We start from the raw sequence: 17303 nt of genomic DNA, 5'->3' as shown, positions 1-17303 counted from the left end.
GCTCAGCGTAGTGCCCGGTCACGAGGCTTTGAGAGAGTCCAGTACGCGATCTATCACCTTCGTGTCCAGATTGTCCGGCACGGAGGCGTACACGAGGGTAGGCCGGTCTTGCGGCCCCTGGTCGATGACCAGGTAGAACCCCTCTTCCTTCTGGAACTTCCACCCGTTCTTCTTCGCCTGGGCGGTGAAGTCCAACTCGAACCGCAGCAGCCACGCCTTCTTGCCGCTGACCTCGATCGCCTCGTCCTTGATGATCTTGCTCTTGTGGGGCGGGGAGTAGAAGATCGGCTCATACTGGAGCAGCACCGACTTGACCGCGCCGCGCAAGCCGCCCGCCCCCGTGTACTCGAACGCCTTCGGCAGGCGGGCGGACGCCACCTGGCTCACCCAGTCGTGGCCCTGGCCCTGGCCGTCGATGTCCTTCTGCGAGAGGGCCTGGTAGCCCGCCGTCCACATCGGGAAACCCGGGTCCTCGGGGCCGTTCCCGTTGAACACCGCCCACTCCGGCACCGCCCACGGGGCGCCGGGGAACGTGAAGGAGACGCCCGTCACAGGGTCGGTCACCCTGCCACCCTTGGGCTGCGGCAGGACGGCCGGGAAGTCGATCGAGGACGAGGGGCTCGGGCCCGGGGTGGGCGGCGTCTCCAGCGGGGGAGTGATCTGCGGGTCGCTGGGCTCGATGGTCTCGCTCGGCACCGGGGCCGGGCTGTCGATGGCCGTGGGCGTCCCGTCGTTCCTGCGCACGATGGTGAAGCCGATCACCAGGGCCACGACCAGCAGGATCACCAGGGCCCCGCCGCCGAGCACCCACGGCATCGGGCTCTTCTTCGGCGGAGGCGGCGTGCCCCCGAACTCGGGCATCGAGAACTGCGCGGTGTTTCCGGGGTTTCCGGGGTTTCCGTAGTTGCCCGCGTTCCCCGGCTGGCCCCACTGCTGCTGCGCGGGCGCGCCGTACGGGCCGGTCGGCGCCCCCTGCGGGCCGCCCGGAGGCGCGTACGGCCCGGGGGAGGGGTACTGGGTTCCTCCGGGGGGAGCGAACTGGGCCGTCCCCTGGGGAGCGCCCGGCTGCTGGTAGACGGCCGTCGGCTGAGGGCCCTGCTGCCCTGCCGGCGGGGGGCCCTGCGGTCCGGGCGGAGGACCCTGCTGCGACCCCTGCGGCAGGAACTGCGGCGCAGAGGCGGGCGGGGCCGGGTACGGGCCGGTGCCAGGCTGCCCCTGCGGCGGCGCGCCCGGGCCGGTGCCGTGCGGGGACGCGGCGCCCGGGACGGGGTTCGGGCCCGTGTCCCCCTGCGACCCCTGCTGAGCAGCCGGGCCGAACTGGTTCGCCGCGCCCGGCTGAGAAACCGGCCCGGATTGAGAAACCGGGCCGGGCTGAGGAACCTGACCTGACTGGGGAGCCGGGCCGGACTGGGCGGCGTCGCCCGATTGGGGCGCGCTTCCTCCCGGCACCGACGGCCCGGGCGGCGCCCACTGGCCGGTGGTCACGGGCCCGCTCTGACCCAGGGAATTCTCCAACGGGTGGGTGGCATCGGTCCACTGCGTGCCATCCCACCAACGCAATTGGGGGGTTCCGTACGGGTCTGGGTACCAGCCGGCGGGGGTCTGCGTCATGCCCGTCACAATAGTGACATTGCCGTTATCGCGCATTTGCAGGCACAAGGCGGGCGCGGTCGGCTACGTCGGACTGTGATGTGCCCGGTCAGCATTTATAGGTGAACGAGGCCTTGTCCTCCAGCGGAGTCCCCGGCCCGGTGGGCGACAGGACACGCAGCTTGGCCGTGTACTTCTGGGTGCCCTCGCCCTTCACCTTCCACGGGAAGTGCAGCTCGTAGGTCGTCGAGCCGGACGGGATCGTGTCGGTCTGCTCGATCGGATCCTCGCGGTCGCTGCGCCACCACTGATAGCTGACCTGGCCCGAGGACCCGTTGGTGGTGAGCAAGCCCACGACGTCGACCGTGACGTCACACCCCTTGGGCTTGGGCGCCTTCACGTCCACCGCCAGGACCGACAGTGGCGCGGCGCGCTGCGTCCACAGGTACAGCCCGACGGCGAGGATCAGCACGAACAGCACGCCCGTCCACAGCACGCCCCCGCGACGGCGGCGCCGGGGCGGACGGCCTCTCAGCCGGTCCTTGGCGGCGACGGTGTTCTGTTGCTGCTGCCCCGCCCGCCAGATCTGCGCGGCCGTCGTGTCCGCGGGGACCCCGGGCCCGAAGCGCATCTCGCCGCTCGCCGCCGTCGGGGTGGTCCCCGCGTTGGCGGTGCCGGCCCAGCCGTCCAGGGGCGGCTCGGCGACGGCCCCGGCCGCGCCCGCCGCGCCGATCGCGCCCGCGAGGCCCGGCCCGGCCGCGCCGGCCGGGGGCTGCGTCCCGCCCGGGCCGGTGTTGTAGAGCAGCGTCACGACCTCGCCCTGGTCGACCCCGGGCGCGCCGTACGGGTCGTGCGGCGCGGGCCGTCCCGTCGGGACGTCGGCCGCCGCCCACTGCTGGATCGTGCGCACGAGCCGGTCGCGGGTGGTGAACCCGGCCGGCAGCAGGTCGCGCCCGGCCAGGAGCGTGTCGCGCGCGGCGCTCAGGCCGTTCGCGGCCGCCGTGGCCGCCGCCCGCTCGAACAGGCGCGCCGCCTCGGGTGACCCCGCCGCCCAGCCCGCAGCCAGCCCCCTGGCCAGGGACGCCCACGCCGCGACGTCCTGACCGGGCGAGGCCTCGCCGCCCCACAGGGCCGCGGCCAGGCCGCGTTCCGCCAGCAGCGCGGTGCCGTCCTCGCCGATCACGATCGTGCCGGGGCCGAGGGCGCCGTGCGACAGCCCGGCCGCGTGCACGGCGAGCAGGGTCTGCGCGGTCTCCACCAGGACGGTGGCCGCGCTGCCCGCGTCGGGGCCTCCGGCCGGGCCGTTCACCAGGTCGACCAGGGACGGGATGGCGGGGCGGGACGTCAGCAGCCAGACCTCCCCGCCCGCGGCCACCAGGTCGGCGACGGGCAGCAGCCCTGTCAGGCCGGTCTGGGCCAGGCGGCGATCCTCGACGACCGCCGCTACCACCCGCTCGCGCGCGCCAGGGGCCGAGAGCGCCCGGGGATCGAACCTCAGCGCCGCGGCCCGGCCGCCGTCCGGCGCCACGGCGTCGTACCAGGTGCCCACCTCGCCGGTGCGCGAGCGTGGCGCGAGCCGGTACCCCGTGATATCGCCGCCGTCGGGCATCTACCCCTGCCTCCGGTGCCGTCCCGCCATGTGCTTCTTCACGACCAGTGTGGCGGGAACCGTGCCCGTCGTCACCAGCCCGATGGTGAGAAGCGTGGGCAGGTCGCCGCCGCGGCTCGGCGGATCGGAGGGCGCGGGGGTCGCGGGCGCCTCGCTCGTGTCGCCGCGCGGGGTCTCCCCGGAGCCGCTGCTGCTCGGCGTCTCGCTCGGGGGCGACGAGGACTCGGTCGGGGTGGGGGTCGGCTCCTCCGTCGGGGTCGGGGTCGGGGACGGAGTCGTGCGTGTGGGGGTCGGGGTGGGCGACGGCTTGGGCTTGCCCGACGGCACCGGATTCTTCACGTTCGGGTCCGACTCCTCGTCGGTCGCCGTGGGCTTGGGGGAGGCGGTCGGCTTCTTGGTCGGCTTCTTGGTGGGAGAAGGTTTCGGCGTGGGCGTCTTCGTGGTGGCGGTGGGCGCGGGAGCGGCGGTCGTCGGCGCTCCGGCGGTGTTCTGCGGCGTGGACGGCTCGGGGGAGGTCGTCTCGGACGGCTCCTTGGACGGCGTCTCCGTCGGGTCCTCGACCGGGGTGTCGTCGATGGCCGGCTCCGGGCTGCCGCCGGTCGTCACCGTCTCCACCACGGTCGGGGTGGGTGTGATCACCGTGGTCTGGGCCTGCAGGGAGGTGTCCCCGAGGGACCCGACCAGCACGGCGGTGATCGCCGAGACGGCCGCCAGGCCGACCGCGCCGATCGCGATCTTGACGCTGAGCCTCTGGAAGCCCCGCCGGTGGCCGAGGTCGGACTCGGCGAGCGAGGCGCCCGCCTCGGGCGCGTCCTCCCCGAGGGGGAACAGCAGCACGAGCAGGCCGGCGAGGGCGGCGAGGCGGCGCCGTCCGCGTTCCTCCCAGTCGTTGCCGTAGGTCTCGACGGCGACGGCTTCGAGCTCGGCCAGGAACTCCTCGGCCGAGGCGGGACGGTCGGCCGGGTGCTTGGCCAGGCCCCGCTCGATCAGCCCGCGCAGCGGCGGGGGCACCTGCTCGACGGGCGGCGGCATCGACTGGTGCTGCCGGGCGAGCACCGCGGCGTTGTGCGACTGGAAGGGCCGCGTCCCGGTGAGGCACTCGAAGAAGACGATCGTCGCCGCGTAGACGTCGGTGCTCGGCCCGGCGGGTGCGCCCGCCCACTGCTCAGGCGCCATGTACGGCGGCGTGCCCGCCCCGCTGACGCCGTCGCCGACGCGCACGGCGATGCCGAAGTCCACCAGCTTGCTGTGGCCGGCGCCGTCGATGAGGATGTTGTCGGGCTTGAAGTCCCGGTGCACGAGCCCGTTGGAGTGCGCCGCGCCGAGGCCCAGCAGCGAGCCCTTCAGCAGGACGAGCGCCGCCTCGGCCCCGGTCGGGCCCTCCGAGCGCAGCAGCGTGCGCAGCGAGACGCCGTTGACGACCTCCATGACGATGGCCGCGCGGCCGTTGTTCTCGACGTACTCGTAGAACCGGGCGGTGTGCGGGCTGTCGAGCAGTTCGAGCAGCCGGGCCTCGTGCCGGAATCTGATCAGGAAGCCTGGATCGGAGACGAGGTCGTCGGACAGGTATTTGATCGCGACCATCGTTCCGTCGGCCTCGTAGCGTGCCATCACGACACGCCCCGAGCCGCCCGCGCCGAGATCTCGTATCTCGGTGTATCCGGGCACTCGCCATGCCCCCATGGCCCCCATGTGGCCGTCCATTCGGTCTCCTTATGTGCCGGGCCCCCACCCGTGACGCGAGAACGAAGCTTAACGACGGCGTGGCCGCTCTGAGGTGCTTAAACGGATATTTGGCATGTTGTGGCGGCGATTGTCAGTAATTTCGGTCCTGCACGAGGGCCCGCGAGACCATGTGAGACGCCCAGAGGGCCCGGGGGGTCAGCCCGCCCGGCCGGGCGCGGGACGGCCCGAGATGTGCGCCGGGACCGGGACATCGTGCGGCAGGGCCGGGTCCGGTTCCGGGCGGTCCCAGCTCGCCCGCAGCGGCAGCACGCCCGCCCACACCGGCAGCGCGTAGTCCTCCTCGTCGTCGTTCGGCGGCCCCTGGCGCACCTTGACCGACGCCTCGGCGAGCGACAGCGCCACCACCGCCGTCGCGGCCAGCTCCTTGCGGTTGGGCAGGCGCGTGGTGTCCCACTGGCCGGGCGCGAGCTGCTCGGTGATCGCCCGCAGGCCCTCCAGCCGCTCCTCCTCGTCCACCACGGCCCGCGGGGTGCCGTAGATCATCGCGGAGCGGTAGTTCATCGAGTGGTGGAACACCGAGCGCGCGAGCACGATGCCGTCCACGTGGGTCACGGTCACGCAGACCTCGCCGGCCGCGCGCAGCGAGGTGGCGCCGGTGGACCCGTGCAGGTAGAGCGTGTCGCCGATCCGGCCGTAGCCTGTCGGGATCACGCGCGGGGCGCCGTCGACGACGACGCCGAGGTGGCAGAGCAGCCCCGCGTCGAGGACGGCGTACAGCTCGGAGCGGTCGGTGCGGCCCCGTTCCTTCGAACGGTTCAGGGTGGTGCGTGCGGTCGTGGAGAGCATGCGGCTACCGTAAGGAAGAAGTGGACGGTTGTGGACGTCCACTGGCGACCACTTCCGGGAGACCACTTTGGGGCCCACGTTGCGCGGGCACGTCGACCTTCCGCTGACGCTCGACCGGAATGCGCCGGTCCCGCTCGCCGTGCAGCTCGGCGACCAGCTCCGGGACGGCGTGCGCGCGGGCATGCTCAGGTCGGGGGAGCGCCTGCCCTCCAGCCGGAGCCTAGCGCGCCTGCTGGACGTGAGCCGCACGGTCGTGACCGAGGCGTTCCAGCAGCTCTACGCCGAGGGATGGCTGGAGGGACGGCACGGGTCGGGCACCTACGTCGCGAGCCTGACGGGCCTGCCGAAGCCGGGCCTGCCGAAGTCGGACCTGTTCAAGCCGGGCCCGCCGAGGCGCGACCCTCCGTGGAACGGCCGGGTGTCCGCGAACGGCCGGGCGCGCACGCCGGGCGCGGGGCCGGCGGGGGAGGGCACGGGCCGCCCGGAACCGGCCCCGGAATCGTGGGTCGAGACCCGGCCGCCGCCCCCGGGGGTGATCGACCTGCGGCCCGGACGCCCGTGGGTGCGCGGGTACGACGAGCGCGCCTGGAAACGGGCCTGGCGCCGCGCCGCCGACCTGCCGCCGCAGGCGTACGTCGACCCCTACGGGCACCCCCGCCTGCGGGAGCTGCTGGCCGCCCACCTGCGCAGGGCCAGGGCCGTCCCCGCCGGGCCGGAGAACGTGATGGTCACCCGGGGCACCGGCAACGGGCTCGACCTGGTCGCCGCCACCCTGCTGCGGCCGGGGGACGGCGCCGGGGTCGAGGAGCCCGGGTACCGCACCGCGCGCCACGTGCTGGCCGCGCGGGGCGGGCGCGTCGTCACGTGCCCGGTGGACGAGCAGGGCGTGGTCGTCGCGGGCCTGCCGGACGACCTGCGGGTGCTCTACACCACCCCCGCCCACCAGTACCCCCTCGGCGGACGCCTGCCGATCGCCCGCAGGGAGCGGCTGCTCGCCTGGGCCGGGCGCACGGGCGCGACCGTCGTGGAGGACGACTACGACGCCGAGTTCCGCTACGACGTGGCGCCGCTGCCCGCCCTGTACGGCCTCGACCCCGGGCGGGTGGTGCTGCTCGGCACGCTGTCGAAGTCGCTCGCCCCCGACGTCGGCATCGGCTGGCTGGTGGCCACGCCCGAGCTGCTCGCGCGCGTCGCCCGTGTCCGGAAGTCGCTGGCCGACCGCACGTCCGGGCCGGTGCAGGAGGCGGTGTCGGTACTGCTGGAGAGCGGCGACCTGGACCGGCACCTGCGGCGCATGCGGCTGGAGTACGCCCGCCGCCGCGCCGCCATCGTCGAGGCCCTCGGAGCGCGCGTCCTCGGCGTGTCCGCCGGGCTGCACGTCTTCCTCGGCCTGCCGGCCGGGGCCGTGGAGCCCCTGGTGGAGGCCGCGGCCCGGCACGGCGTGCTGCTCGACACGACCGCCCGCCACCACCACGGCCCGGTCACGGCCCACGGCCTGGTGATCGGCTACGGCTCGGCGTCGCTCGCCGAGGTCAGGAAGGCCTGCGCGGTCATCCGCGCCCTGCTGCCGGACGCCTGACCCGCGCGCTCAGGCGGCGTTGGGCAGCGAGCGGTCGCCCGGCGGGGGCGGGGCCGGCTGGAGGGTCTCGACGACGGGGAGGGCGCGCCCGGCGTAGAGCGGGTCGACGGGCAGGACGTGCCGCGCCCACCAGCGGGCGAGCTCCGGGTCGGGCGAGGGCTCGACGAACGCCTCGGCGTAGGTGTCGTACGGCGGGTCGTACAGGTAGCCGGTGGGGACGCCGCGCCGCTCCAGCGTGGCGATGGCCCGGTCGCGGTCGGCCACGAGCAGCGGCACCCGGAACAGCGGCTGGCCGGTGTGCGCGCGCACGGCCCCGGCGGCCGTGGGCAGCTCGGCCAGCCGGGCCACCCCGGCGAGGCGGCGGTCGCGCTCGCGCGGCAGGCGGGCCAGGCACCGGCCCTGGTACCAGCGGGAGACCGCGCCGCGCGCGTGCCGGTAGTCGTGCAGGTCGGCGCGCACCCAGGAGTCCAGCGGCGGCAGGCCCGGCGCGGCAGGCCCGGGCGAGGCGTCCATCCCTATGCCCATCGCCTTGCGTAACTCGTCCGGCCGCAGCGCGATGCGGTAGCCCTCGCGCGCCTCCTGCATGCCGAGCGCGCGGGCGAGCAGCATCGCGGGCCGCGCCAGGTCGAGCCGGAGCGCCAGGTGGCGGGCGGCCGACGTGGCGACGCCCAGCAGGTCCCTGCGCAGGGCGCCCGGCTGGAGCAGCAGGTCGCGCTCGTGCTCCAGCGCGCGACGGTCGGCGGCGCCGTCCACCACGAGGACGCCCCCCGACCCCGCGCCCGCGTGCTTGGACAGGCTGAACACCCCGGCGACGCCGAAGGTGCCGAGCGGGCGGCCGTCGACGGACGTCTCGGCGGCGTGGGCGACGTCCTCGATCACCACCAGGCCCGTCATGGCCATCACATCGTCCGGCAGGCCGTACAGGTTGGTGGTCAGCACGGCGTCCACCGTGCCGAGCAGGGCCCGCGCGGCGTCGATGTTGCCGTCGAGGATCGAGATCGGCGCGATCACCGGGATCAGCCCGGCGGCGAGGACGAGGAAGAGGATCTCGTCAGCCGAGATGGGCGACATGAGCAGCCGCTGCCCCGGAGTGCACCAATGGCGCAGCGCGAGGTACAGCCCCAGCCGGTTGGAGGGGAGGTACACGCTTTCGCGGCCCGTGCGCGCCGCAATGATCTTTTCGGGGCTCACCGCTGCCTCTTTTCACCGCCCGGTCCCGCCACGAACCAGCAACGTAGCGCAATGCGGGCGTCCGTGCGCGGAGCGGAGACGACCGGCGCTCGCGCGCACGGCGTCAGGAGGCGAGGGAGGTGCGGATGCGGCCGTAGGTCTTGAGGGCCAGGTCGGCGGTCTCGCGCAGCATCGAGTTGGCGAGGACCGTTCCACGGGCCTTCCGGACGGGAACGCGCACGAGCCAGTGAACTCCGGCCCCCGGGGTGGCGCGGGCGATCCTGCCCTCGGTCACCCACAGCTCGCCGGTCTTCAGCTTCTCCTTGTACTCCTTCTCGCCCCGCCCCATGTCGATGAGCCGGATTCCGGCCTCGGCGGCGCGCTCGGCCATCGCCAGGTGGTGGATCAGGCCGGGCGAGTACTTGGCGAAGGCCGTGTCGTAGGCGGGGAACCATCCGGCGAGGGTGGTCTTGGTGCGCAGCCCGAAATGGCCCGCCACCGGGCGGTCGCCGACGTACACCATGTCGAGCGAGCCGCCGAAGTGCTCGGTGTCGATCCGCAGCAGGTTCTCGACCAGCTTCGTGATCCACGGCCGCGAGAACCGGTCGGCGCGGCCGGTCCTGCGGTACTGGTCGGTCTTCCAGTCGGTGAGGACGCGCAGGACGGCCTGGTCCTGGATCCCGTAGTCGTGGCGCAGCTCGCCGAAGTCACGCCCGAGCTTCCGGCTCTTGTACGCCGTGCTCTTGTACGTCTTGCCGGAGACCTGCTTGAGCGTCTCGACGTACGCCGCGTAGCCGTCGGACAGGTCGATCACCGGGGACGGGTGCCGCGAGTGCTTGGCCGGCACCAGCGGCTGGCCCGCGAGCAGGTGGTCGAACTCGAAGACCGCGAGCCCGCACGCCTTCATCAGCTCGTGGGCCGAGAACTCGATGTCCTTGACGTGGATCATGCCCTGGGCGTCGGTCAGCCCCGCCGCGACCGGCCTGCCGATGCCGAGCTGGTGACGCTCGAAGGGGAAGTACCCCACGATGTCACCGCCGTCGGTCAGCACGGCGACGCGCGCCTGCTCGCGCACGCGGCCGGTCTCGATCGTGAACTCCGGCGACAGGAACGGGTTGTCCAGGGCCGGGTCGGCGCTCTGCAGAGCACGCCACCGGGCCGTCTCGGACGGGCCGAGCTCGCGAGGGTGAACCACGGATATGCGCATGGGCTCCTACTGGGGGTACCTAGCGACGCGGGCCAGGCTCGCGCCTTCCACCCAGCTTGGTGCCTACGATGTAATAGTACGATAAAGATCAGATCACGGTGCTGTTCGCGATTCCGATCGATTATCGTTCCACCGCGTTCACGGGGTCCACCGGGCGTCCATTCTCGCGCGACTCCATCCCATCGTGGGGCCGGGGCGCGTTCAGGTTCGCGGCGTGCCCGCCGACGATGCGGTCGACGTCGATCGGCCCCGGGTCCCCCTCGGACGTGCCGGGGACCTGCGAGTTGCCGAAGTGCCCGCCTCTCGCCCACAGTCGGCGGCTGCCCTGGACCGCCACCGAGTGAGGGTAGGGGAGCGGGGGCCCGGCGGGCCACAGCCGCGGCACCTCCCAGGAGTCCAGCCACGCCAGGATGTCGTCCAGCCCGTCGAGTTTGCTCTCGGTGAAGGGCTCCTCCACCGATCCGAGCACGCGGATCTGCACGCAGACCCTGCCCTGCCGGTTGAGATCTCCCGGCAGGCCATTCGCCGCCCGTGTGGGGGGCAGAGACTGGATGATCTGCCCCGAGAGGGGATTCCAGACGAGATGGGCGGGACGTTTGATCTGTACGAGCCGCTGGGCGACGGATCTGGCCGTGACCCGCTGGGGATCGGTAGGCCAGATGAACCAGACCACCCGGGGAGCGCCCCCGGCCATGGGTCCGGAGTCCTCAAGAGCGGGAATTCGACTGGCGACGGGCAGCCATGCCTGGGCCACTGTGCCCCCTCAAATCCTCGGTCGCCGGATTCATACCGCTTTCATGCCAAGTTGACACCTTGGATCTTTGATAATTACTTAGATACGCATAAGCGAACTTGAGTGGTTAGTGCGCTTAATGAGCGGTCTGGTGGTGGCCGCGATCCCTCCTTGTGATGACGGCCCGCATCCGTGGCGTCGCCAGGAGTGGGAGCATGCAAGGGTTCTGCAAGCGCGAGCGGATACGGTGGCGAAGTGTTGGACAACGGTGGTGGCCGGCATGCCCGGCGTCGCTACATCCCCCGAGGTCCGGTGGCCGCGGGCGCGGGGCTCGTCGCCCTGGCCATGGTGGTCGGCCTCCTGGTGGTCGCCGCGCAGCGGGGTGCCGACCGCGGCGAGGGCGTGGCCGCGACGATCCTCGCCACGCCGCAGCCGCCGCCCAGCCTCGAAGCGCCCCCCGTGGTGGACAGCTGGCCGCGCTGGGGCGTCACCCACACCCAGTACAGCGCAGACAACGAGGCCGCCGAGGTTCGCGACCGGGTGAAAGACCTGTTCAGCAGGGTTCCCATGGTGCAGAACCAGCACATCATGGGCTGGGGGGCGGGCAACCCCGAGCCCGCGCCCGGCAAGTACGACTTCCGCGACCTGGACCGCCGGGTCAAGCTGATGGCGTCCACCAAGGCCCAGCCGGTCCTCACCCTCTGCTGCGCCCCCGACTGGATGAAGGGCGGCGCCGAGGGCCGCACGAGCTGGGGCAAGATCGAGGTCGCCCCCCGGCGCGAGCACTTCGCCGACTACGCCGAACTCGCCGCCACCGTCGCCAAGCGGTATCCCACCGTCACCCACTACATGGTGTGGAACGAGTTCAAAGGCTTCTGGGACGAGGCGCACAACAACTGGGATGTCGAGGCCTACACCGACCTTTACAACCGCGTCTACGACGCGCTCAAGGCCGTGAACCCCAAGATCCAGGTCGGTGGGCCGTACATCCCCGTCGACAGCCACATCTCCAGCGCCAACTCCTCCACCCTCAAGGGGCCGTGGGGCGCCGTCGACAGCCGGCCGCTGGAGAGCATCCAGTACTGGCTGGATCACAAGAAGGGCGCCGACTTCATCGTCGTCGACGCATCCTCGGCCACCAACGACCGGGGGCTGGTGCCCGACGAGTTCACCGCGCTCAAGAAGTTCTCCGCGGTCACCACCTGGCTGCGGCAGCAGAGCGGCGACCTGCCGGTCTGGTGGGCCGAGTGGTACATCTCGCCGGACAACATCGACTGGGACGAGCAGCACCGCACGGCCGTGCAGACCGTGGCCATGATGGAGTTCGCCAGGAGCGGGGCCGCGACGGCCCTCTACTGGAACCCCCAGCGCAAGGGTGGGGACGACTGCCCGGGCTGCCTGTGGTCGCCCGCCGATGGCCAGGAGATGCCCATGGCGGGCCTGCTGAGCGGGTTCACGCGCTGGTTCCCGGCGGGCGCGCGACTGGTCGACGTCCCGGTCTCCGACCCACGCGTCCAGGTGCTCGCCGTGGAGAAGCAGATGATCATGGTGAACACCACGAACGCGCAGCTCGCCGTCCAGGTCGACGGCCGCCCCTTCCAGCTCGGGCCGTACGCCGTCCAGTGGAGCGACCGGGGTCGGTGAGACCCCTCCCGGGACCGGCGGCCCGCCCGCGAAGGACGGGCCGCCCGGGACGGCGGGGTGCGCCCGTCCCGGGTCAGAACGACGTCAGGGTCAGGAACCGCTCCACCACGACCGCCAGCGCGGCCGCCGTCATCAGCAGGCCGACCACCATCAGCCTGCGCCGCCCGCTGGACGCCCGATCCGGGGCGCGCAGCCGTGCCAGCTCGGCGGCGAACAACGTCGCCACGGCCAGGGCCAGCGCGACCAGGCCGAGCGGCGTCCACGGCGTCGACCGGTCGCCGACCAGCGTCATCGCCGTCGGCGGCGGGATCTCGGCCCCCCTCGGGTACGAGCGCAGCGTATAGATCGCCGCGTCGGCGTTGGAGTACACCCGCTTCAGGCTCGTGGAGGCCTCCAGCGCCGCGCGGAAGCGCCTCCCCCAGTCGGAGGAGAAGCCGTGGTTCAGCTCCAGGTACGCCGCCTGCCCCCGGCTGGTGATCACGAAGGTGTTGGCCGCCTTCGAGCGCAACGCCGTCAGCAGCCCGCTGAGGTCCTCCGGGTTCTTGGTGACCAGCGCCTGGTCGTACTCCACCCGGTCGATGTCCCGCTCGCGCCACGGGATCGTCGGCGTGACCTCCTCGCCGATGACCGGCACCAGGTACAGCAGGCGGGCGCTCGGCCGGTCGTGGGCGTAGACGTAGTCCATGGCCGCGGCCTCGCCCGTGGTGACCCGCTCGAACTTCTCGTTGCCGTACCGCGCCACCAGGAACGCCACCGCCAGCACCAGCGCCGTCCCCGCCGCCAGCACCGCCGAGATCTTCCGCGTCGTGCCCGGGGACGGCCGCAGCGAGCGGCGGCCGATGGGCACCGTCTCGCCCTCGCGCGCGTCCGCCGTGTGCGCGGGCAGGTTCGGGAAGAACGCGTACGCGCCGAGGATGCAGGCCGCGGGCAGCGCGAACATGTACACGCGCAGGCCGATCTCGCCGCCGTAGCTCTGCAGGCCGAGGGCCAGCACGGGCACGCACAGCAACACCAGCGCGCTGCGGTCGCCCACCCCGCGCCGCAGCCGCCGCAGCAGGCCCGTCGCGGCGAACGCGAGGATCACGCCGCAGATCGCCAGCCGCACCTGGAGCACGATGGCGTGCTGGGGGTCGGTGCCCGCCAGCCGGTCGCCGGTGTTCTCCTGGAGGTTCGCGAAGATCTTGCCGATGCCGCCGAACAGCTCGTCGATGCGGCCGCTCCAGAACGGCGTCGCCTGGTAGTTGATCCAGGCGATGACGATCAGGCCGAAGAACACCGGCAGCGCCAGAGACAGCGTGCTGCGCCGCAGCAGGATCAGCCCCGTCAGCGCGCCCAGCATCATGAACGGCGTGATCTGGTGGGTGGCCGTCGTCGCCACGAAGATGCCGACCACGAGGGTCAGCAGCACGACGCGGTCGGTCACCGTCGTCGGCCTCGCCGGCAGCTCGCCGGGCGCGAGCCCGTCCAGGCGGGCCAGCGTCCGCCGCAGGAAGCCCTTGGCGGGCAGCGGCGCCGTCCTCGGCTCCGCGCGGCCGAACCAGCGCATCAGGATCGCGATGAAGACCAGGTACAGCGCGTAGGTGAAGCCCTGGGGCGAGAAGTAGTCCTGGCCGATCCACTGGACGAGGACGAACAGCAGCGCGGCGAACCAGCGCGCCCGCGTCGTCGCGACGAGCCGGCGCAGGATCAGCACGAACGGCAGCAGGTACAGCAGGTTCGACAGGAACGGCGTCCACTTCAGGACGAGCGACGGGTCGTCGATGCCCGCCGCGCGCAGCACGAAGCCGAACAGCGCGAAGAAACCCGGCCAGGCGAACCGCGCGTCCAGGCCGGGCAGGGCCTCGCCGACGCGGCCGATGTACTCGGCGAAGCCCGCGTGCACCCAGGCGGTATGAAAGCGGGGCTCGGGCTCGATCAGCGCCGCCGCGCCGTGCAGGGTGAAGGTGATCGCGCCGAGCTGGAGGAGCAGCAGGCCCTTGCGGTCGGTGTTCTGCGTCAGCGTGACGAAGAACGAGACGATGATCAGTGCGATCGCGGCGAAGGCGGTCACCGGGAGCACCGAGATCAGGCCGAGGCCGTCGATCTTGTCGAGGTCGACGCCGCGCATGGGGCCGTACGGCACGCGCATCGCCAGCACGTACATGACCAGGCCCTCGACGGTCAGCAACGGCGGCAGCCACGTGGGCGCGCTCGCCACCAGCCGCGCCACCGGGGACGTCGCCGCCGCGGGCGCCTGCCGCGCCGCGCCGCCGTTGGCGCTCGCCTTGGCGCCGCTCGCCGTGGCGGGGACGACGCTGCCCGCGCGTCCCTTGCCCGCCCCACCCTTGCCCGCCCCACCCTTGGCCGGTCCGCTCCTGCCCGCGCCTCCCTTGCCGGGCCTGCTCTTGGCGGACTTACCCTTGCCCGGCGCGCCTATGGGCGAGCCGCTCGTGGCGGGGTTTCCCCTGGCGGGTCGCATGCCGGACTCGGGGCGCGGCGCGGTGTCCGGTTCGATGGGCTCGCGCGTGGCGAGCACCTGCCGGACGTACCTGCGGGGCGCCGTGGCCTCGTACCACTCCAGGTCCGACATGGAATCGAGGTCGGAGGCGCGCTGAGCCCGGGGTTCCGGCTCGGGGGCGGTCCTGGAACCCGTGCCGGACTCCGCACCGGAGCCGCCCACCTCGGGCGCCGGCGCAGGCTCCTCGGGCTCGGACTTCCCGGGCTCGGACTTCTCGGGCTCGGACAGCGGCTCGGACACCGGCTTGGAATCGGACTCGGGCTGGGGCTTGGAGCCGGGCTCGGCGTCCGGCGCGGGCGCCGGTCCGGAGTTCGCCAGGAGCTCCGACACCACCGACACGGAGATCACCTGGGTGTCGTCGTCCTGGACGTCGTCCGGCGAGCCCTGCGCGGCGGACGCGGCGGACGCCGTGGTCGTGGTGGCCGTGGCGTCTACCTCCGCCTCCTGCCCGGCCCCCTTGGCCGCCTCGTCCCGCTGCGCCGCGTCACCCGTCCGTTGCCTCACGTTGACCATGATGCGGCCTCTGGCGTGTCGCGCGCGCCAGACGATTGCGGCGGTTCCACGTGATTAAGAATTTTCCGGAGCCCGCCGAAAATCAGCAGAGCCACCAGAACCTCGCTGAAGAGCAGCCCCCACCCGACGGACGCGATGCCCGCCACCGGCAGCAGGAGGACCGACGAGGACAGCACGAGCACGGCGAGCCCGATCTGCACCAATGCCAGCGTCCGGGCCTTGCTCTGGGCGCGCTGCGCGCTCAGGTAGATCTCGATGAGCACGCGCGGCAGCACGGCGAGCGCCATGAGCCTGAGCAGCGGCGTGCCGTGCTCGGAGAACCCGGGACCGAACACCGAGAGGATCAGCGGCGCCGCGATGAAGGTCACGACCGCGACCGGCCCGATGATGAGGTACGCGCGGCGTAACGCCTGGCGGCAGTTCGCGGCCAGCCGCGACCGCTCGGTGGACCCCTCGACGGTCAGCGACGTGGCCATGTTGATGGCCAGCAACTCGATCATCGCCCCCAGCGTCTGGGCCATGGCGAAGTAGCCGAACAGCTCCCCGCTCACCCGCGAGGCGACGTACACCGGCAGGAAGTACACGATGGCCAGCACCGAGAACGCCCCGGGGTAGTCGCCGGCCAGGAAGCGGCCGATCTCCCGCAGCCCGGGCGGGCGGCTGTCCTCGGGCGCGCGGCGGGCGTGCCGGGGGACCAGCACGCCGAAGATGAAGAAGTTGACCGGCACCAGCGCGAGCGCGGTGGGCACGATCCAGGAGACGTACACGCCGTCGTCGGGCAGGGCCCCGGCCAGCGCGACCAGCAGCCCCATCTTGACCAGGCCGAAGCACACGCTGTTCACCGGCACCCAGACCGCCTTGCGCAGCCCGGCCAGCGCGACGTCCTGCAACGTGAAGACCGACCAGATCGCCACCGACGCCAGGAAGAACAACCCGGGCCCGGCGCCGGCCAGCTTGGCGTAGTTCTCGCCCCAGAACGGCAGCGTGAGCAGGAACCCTCCGGCGGCGACCACCGCCGTCAGGGTGGCGATCAGGTAGCCCCGGCCGATGAGCGCGCCGGTGCGTCTGCCCGCCACGGGGATGAACCGCGCCAGCGCGCCGGTCAGCCCGAGGGCCGTGAGCCCCGCGAACAGCCGCATCGCGGTGATCAGGGCCTGGCTGCGCCCGAAGTCCTCCGGGGAGTACAGGCGGGCGGCGAGCAGCCAGTAGCCCATGCCGAGGACGGCGGTGACCCCGGTGTTGGCCATCAGGGCGTAGCCGTTGAGGAAGAGCGGGTTGCGCAGGTCGCGCATGAGCCGCCGTCGCAGGCTCGCCAGCCGTCCCTCCTCCCCGCCGTCCTTCCGGTCCCGCCGTCCGCCGGCCATGGTGGTGGTCACGGCCGTCTCACCCCCCTCGTCGACGCCAGGCGTCGCCCCCGCGGTCGCGTCACTCACGCCCGACCACGTGGCGGAGGCCGTACCGCGTCCGGCGCACCACCGCGTACCCCTTGGTCAGCGCGTGTTCCTTCATGTAGATGATCGGGACGCCCCGCCCCTCGACCGCGCGCCGGAAGCGGTCCATGGTCGTGGACCGGCCGACGGTGAGCCGGGAAAGCGCCATGACGTCGTCGGTGTCGCCCGCCAGCGAGTTGGCGACCGCGCACGCCGCCCAGTAGCCCGCCTTGCGCACCTCCCTGCGCACTCGGGCGCTGGAGTAACCGTACGGGTAGGCCATGGTGGCGACCGGGCGCCCCACCTTGTCCTCCAGCAGGGCCTTGTTGCGGCGCAGCTCCTGGCGCAGCACGGCGTCGGGGAGCTGGTCTAGCTGAGGATGGCTGTGGCTGTGCCCGGCGATCTCGATGCCGCAGGACGCGGCCTCGCGGGCCTGGCTCCAGCTCAGCATGCGGTCGAGCGGCTTGCCGGCGGCGTCCGGGCCCGCGTCGTCCACCCACCCGCTGGTGAGGAACACCGTCGCGGGTAAGCCCAGCCGTTCGAGGACGGGCAGCGCGTGTTCGTGGAAGTCGGCGTACCCGTCGTCGAACGTGACGACCACGGGCCGCTCGGGGGCCGGGGCCCCGCCGGTGCCGTACTGCGAGGCGACCAGGTCGGCGAGCGTGAGGGGGGTGAACCCGCGGTCCTTCAGGTAGGTCATCTGGGCTTCGAACACCGACGTGCGCACCGCCAGCGGCCGGGTGGCGCTGTTGGGGCGGTCGGTGATGGAGTGGTACATCAGGATCGGCACGCGCATCAA

At 72.7% G+C, this 17303-nt stretch carries 12 protein-coding genes; 2 read left to right on the top strand and 10 right to left on the bottom strand.

The window, feature by feature from the left end:
* Positions 1-18 precede the first annotated feature (18 nt).
* The 4 genes from AB0M95_RS30385 to AB0M95_RS30370 form a co-directional block, all read right to left on the bottom strand.
* Positions 19-1611, bottom strand: coding sequence for a DUF2510 domain-containing protein (locus tag AB0M95_RS30385; RefSeq protein WP_363771806.1), 1593 nt, complete (start codon positions 1609-1611; stop codon positions 19-21).
* A gap of 88 nt (positions 1612-1699) precedes the next feature.
* A complete protein-coding gene (locus tag AB0M95_RS30380) occupies positions 1700-3199 on the bottom strand; it encodes a hypothetical protein (RefSeq protein ID WP_363771803.1) in 1500 nt (499 codons plus the stop codon).
* A complete protein-coding gene (locus AB0M95_RS30375) occupies positions 3200-4903 on the bottom strand; it encodes a serine/threonine-protein kinase (protein WP_363771800.1) in 1704 nt (567 codons plus the stop codon).
* Positions 4904-5080: 177 nt separating this feature from the next.
* Positions 5081-5731 carry a pyridoxamine 5'-phosphate oxidase family protein gene (locus AB0M95_RS30370; RefSeq protein WP_363771797.1) on the bottom strand — a complete coding sequence of 217 codons (651 nt, stop codon included), beginning with the start codon at positions 5729-5731 and terminating at the stop codon, positions 5081-5083.
* 79 nt (positions 5732-5810) lie between these two features.
* On the opposite strand from AB0M95_RS30370, the gene AB0M95_RS30365 reads away from it, so the two are divergent.
* A complete protein-coding gene (locus tag AB0M95_RS30365) occupies positions 5811-7310 on the top strand; it encodes a PLP-dependent aminotransferase family protein (RefSeq protein WP_363771843.1) in 1500 nt (499 codons plus the stop codon).
* A gap of 9 nt (positions 7311-7319) precedes the next feature.
* Here AB0M95_RS30365 and AB0M95_RS30360 read toward each other — a convergent pair whose 3' ends face one another.
* The 3 genes from AB0M95_RS30360 to AB0M95_RS30350 all read right to left on the bottom strand — a co-directional run bounded on the left by AB0M95_RS30360 (position 7320) and on the right by AB0M95_RS30350 (position 10441).
* On the bottom strand, positions 7320-8501 hold the full coding sequence (locus tag AB0M95_RS30360) for a DegT/DnrJ/EryC1/StrS family aminotransferase (RefSeq protein WP_363771794.1): 1182 nt from the start codon (positions 8499-8501) through the stop codon (positions 7320-7322).
* 103 nt (positions 8502-8604) lie between these two features.
* A complete protein-coding gene (locus tag AB0M95_RS30355) occupies positions 8605-9687 on the bottom strand; it encodes a GNAT family N-acetyltransferase (RefSeq protein ID WP_363771791.1) in 1083 nt (360 codons plus the stop codon).
* A gap of 121 nt (positions 9688-9808) precedes the next feature.
* Entirely contained in the window at positions 9809-10441 is a 633-nt protein-coding gene (locus tag AB0M95_RS30350) for a hypothetical protein (RefSeq protein ID WP_363771788.1), read from the bottom strand.
* Between the two features lie 234 nt (positions 10442-10675).
* Between AB0M95_RS30350 and AB0M95_RS30345 the strand changes: the two genes are divergently transcribed.
* Complete coding sequence (locus AB0M95_RS30345; RefSeq protein ID WP_363771785.1) at positions 10676-12064, top strand: xylan 1,4-beta-xylosidase; 1389 nt, start codon at positions 10676-10678, stop codon at positions 12062-12064.
* A 73-nt stretch (positions 12065-12137) separates the two neighbouring features.
* Here AB0M95_RS30345 and AB0M95_RS30340 read toward each other — a convergent pair whose 3' ends face one another.
* Genes AB0M95_RS30340 through AB0M95_RS30330 form a run of 3 tightly spaced genes read right to left on the bottom strand, consistent with a single transcriptional unit; the run spans position 12138 to position 17300 of the window.
* On the bottom strand, positions 12138-15065 hold the full coding sequence (locus AB0M95_RS30340) for a hypothetical protein (protein WP_363771782.1): 2928 nt from the start codon (positions 15063-15065) through the stop codon (positions 12138-12140).
* Positions 15062-16507 (bottom strand): hypothetical protein, encoded by a 1446-nt coding sequence (locus AB0M95_RS30335; RefSeq protein ID WP_363771779.1) that lies wholly within the window; start codon positions 16505-16507, stop codon positions 15062-15064. Before AB0M95_RS30335 ends, AB0M95_RS30340 begins: the two co-directional genes overlap by 4 nt.
* Positions 16500-17300: a polysaccharide deacetylase family protein gene (locus tag AB0M95_RS30330; RefSeq protein WP_358512773.1), complete on the bottom strand. Its 801-nt coding sequence runs from the start codon at positions 17298-17300 to the stop codon at positions 16500-16502. The genes AB0M95_RS30335 and AB0M95_RS30330 overlap by 8 nt, the downstream gene beginning before the upstream one ends.
* Positions 17301-17303 lie beyond the last annotated feature (3 nt).

Origin of the sequence: Sphaerisporangium sp. NPDC051017 (assembly GCF_040683095.1) — a bacterium.
Taxonomy (GTDB): Bacteria; Actinomycetota; Actinomycetes; order Streptosporangiales; family Streptosporangiaceae; genus Sphaerisporangium.
This window is presented reverse-complemented; position numbering and strand designations above follow the sequence as displayed.

What these genes read in the sequence shown, in the direction of transcription:
- AB0M95_RS30385 (WP_363771806.1), bottom strand. Translation starts at nt 1,611, where the DNA reads ATGACGCAGACCCCCGCCGGCTGGTACCCAGACCCGTACGGAACCCCC.
- AB0M95_RS30380 (WP_363771803.1), bottom strand. Translation starts at nt 3,199, where the DNA reads ATGCCCGACGGCGGCGATATCACGGGGTACCGGCTCGCGCCACGCTCG.
- AB0M95_RS30375 (WP_363771800.1), bottom strand. Translation starts at nt 4,903, where the DNA reads ATGGACGGCCACATGGGGGCCATGGGGGCATGGCGAGTGCCCGGATAC.
- AB0M95_RS30370 (WP_363771797.1), bottom strand. Translation starts at nt 5,731, where the DNA reads ATGCTCTCCACGACCGCACGCACCACCCTGAACCGTTCGAAGGAACGG.
- AB0M95_RS30355 (WP_363771791.1), bottom strand. Translation starts at nt 9,687, where the DNA reads ATGCGCATATCCGTGGTTCACCCTCGCGAGCTCGGCCCGTCCGAGACG.
- AB0M95_RS30330 (WP_358512773.1), bottom strand. Translation starts at nt 17,300, where the DNA reads ATGCGCGTGCCGATCCTGATGTACCACTCCATCACCGACCGCCCCAAC.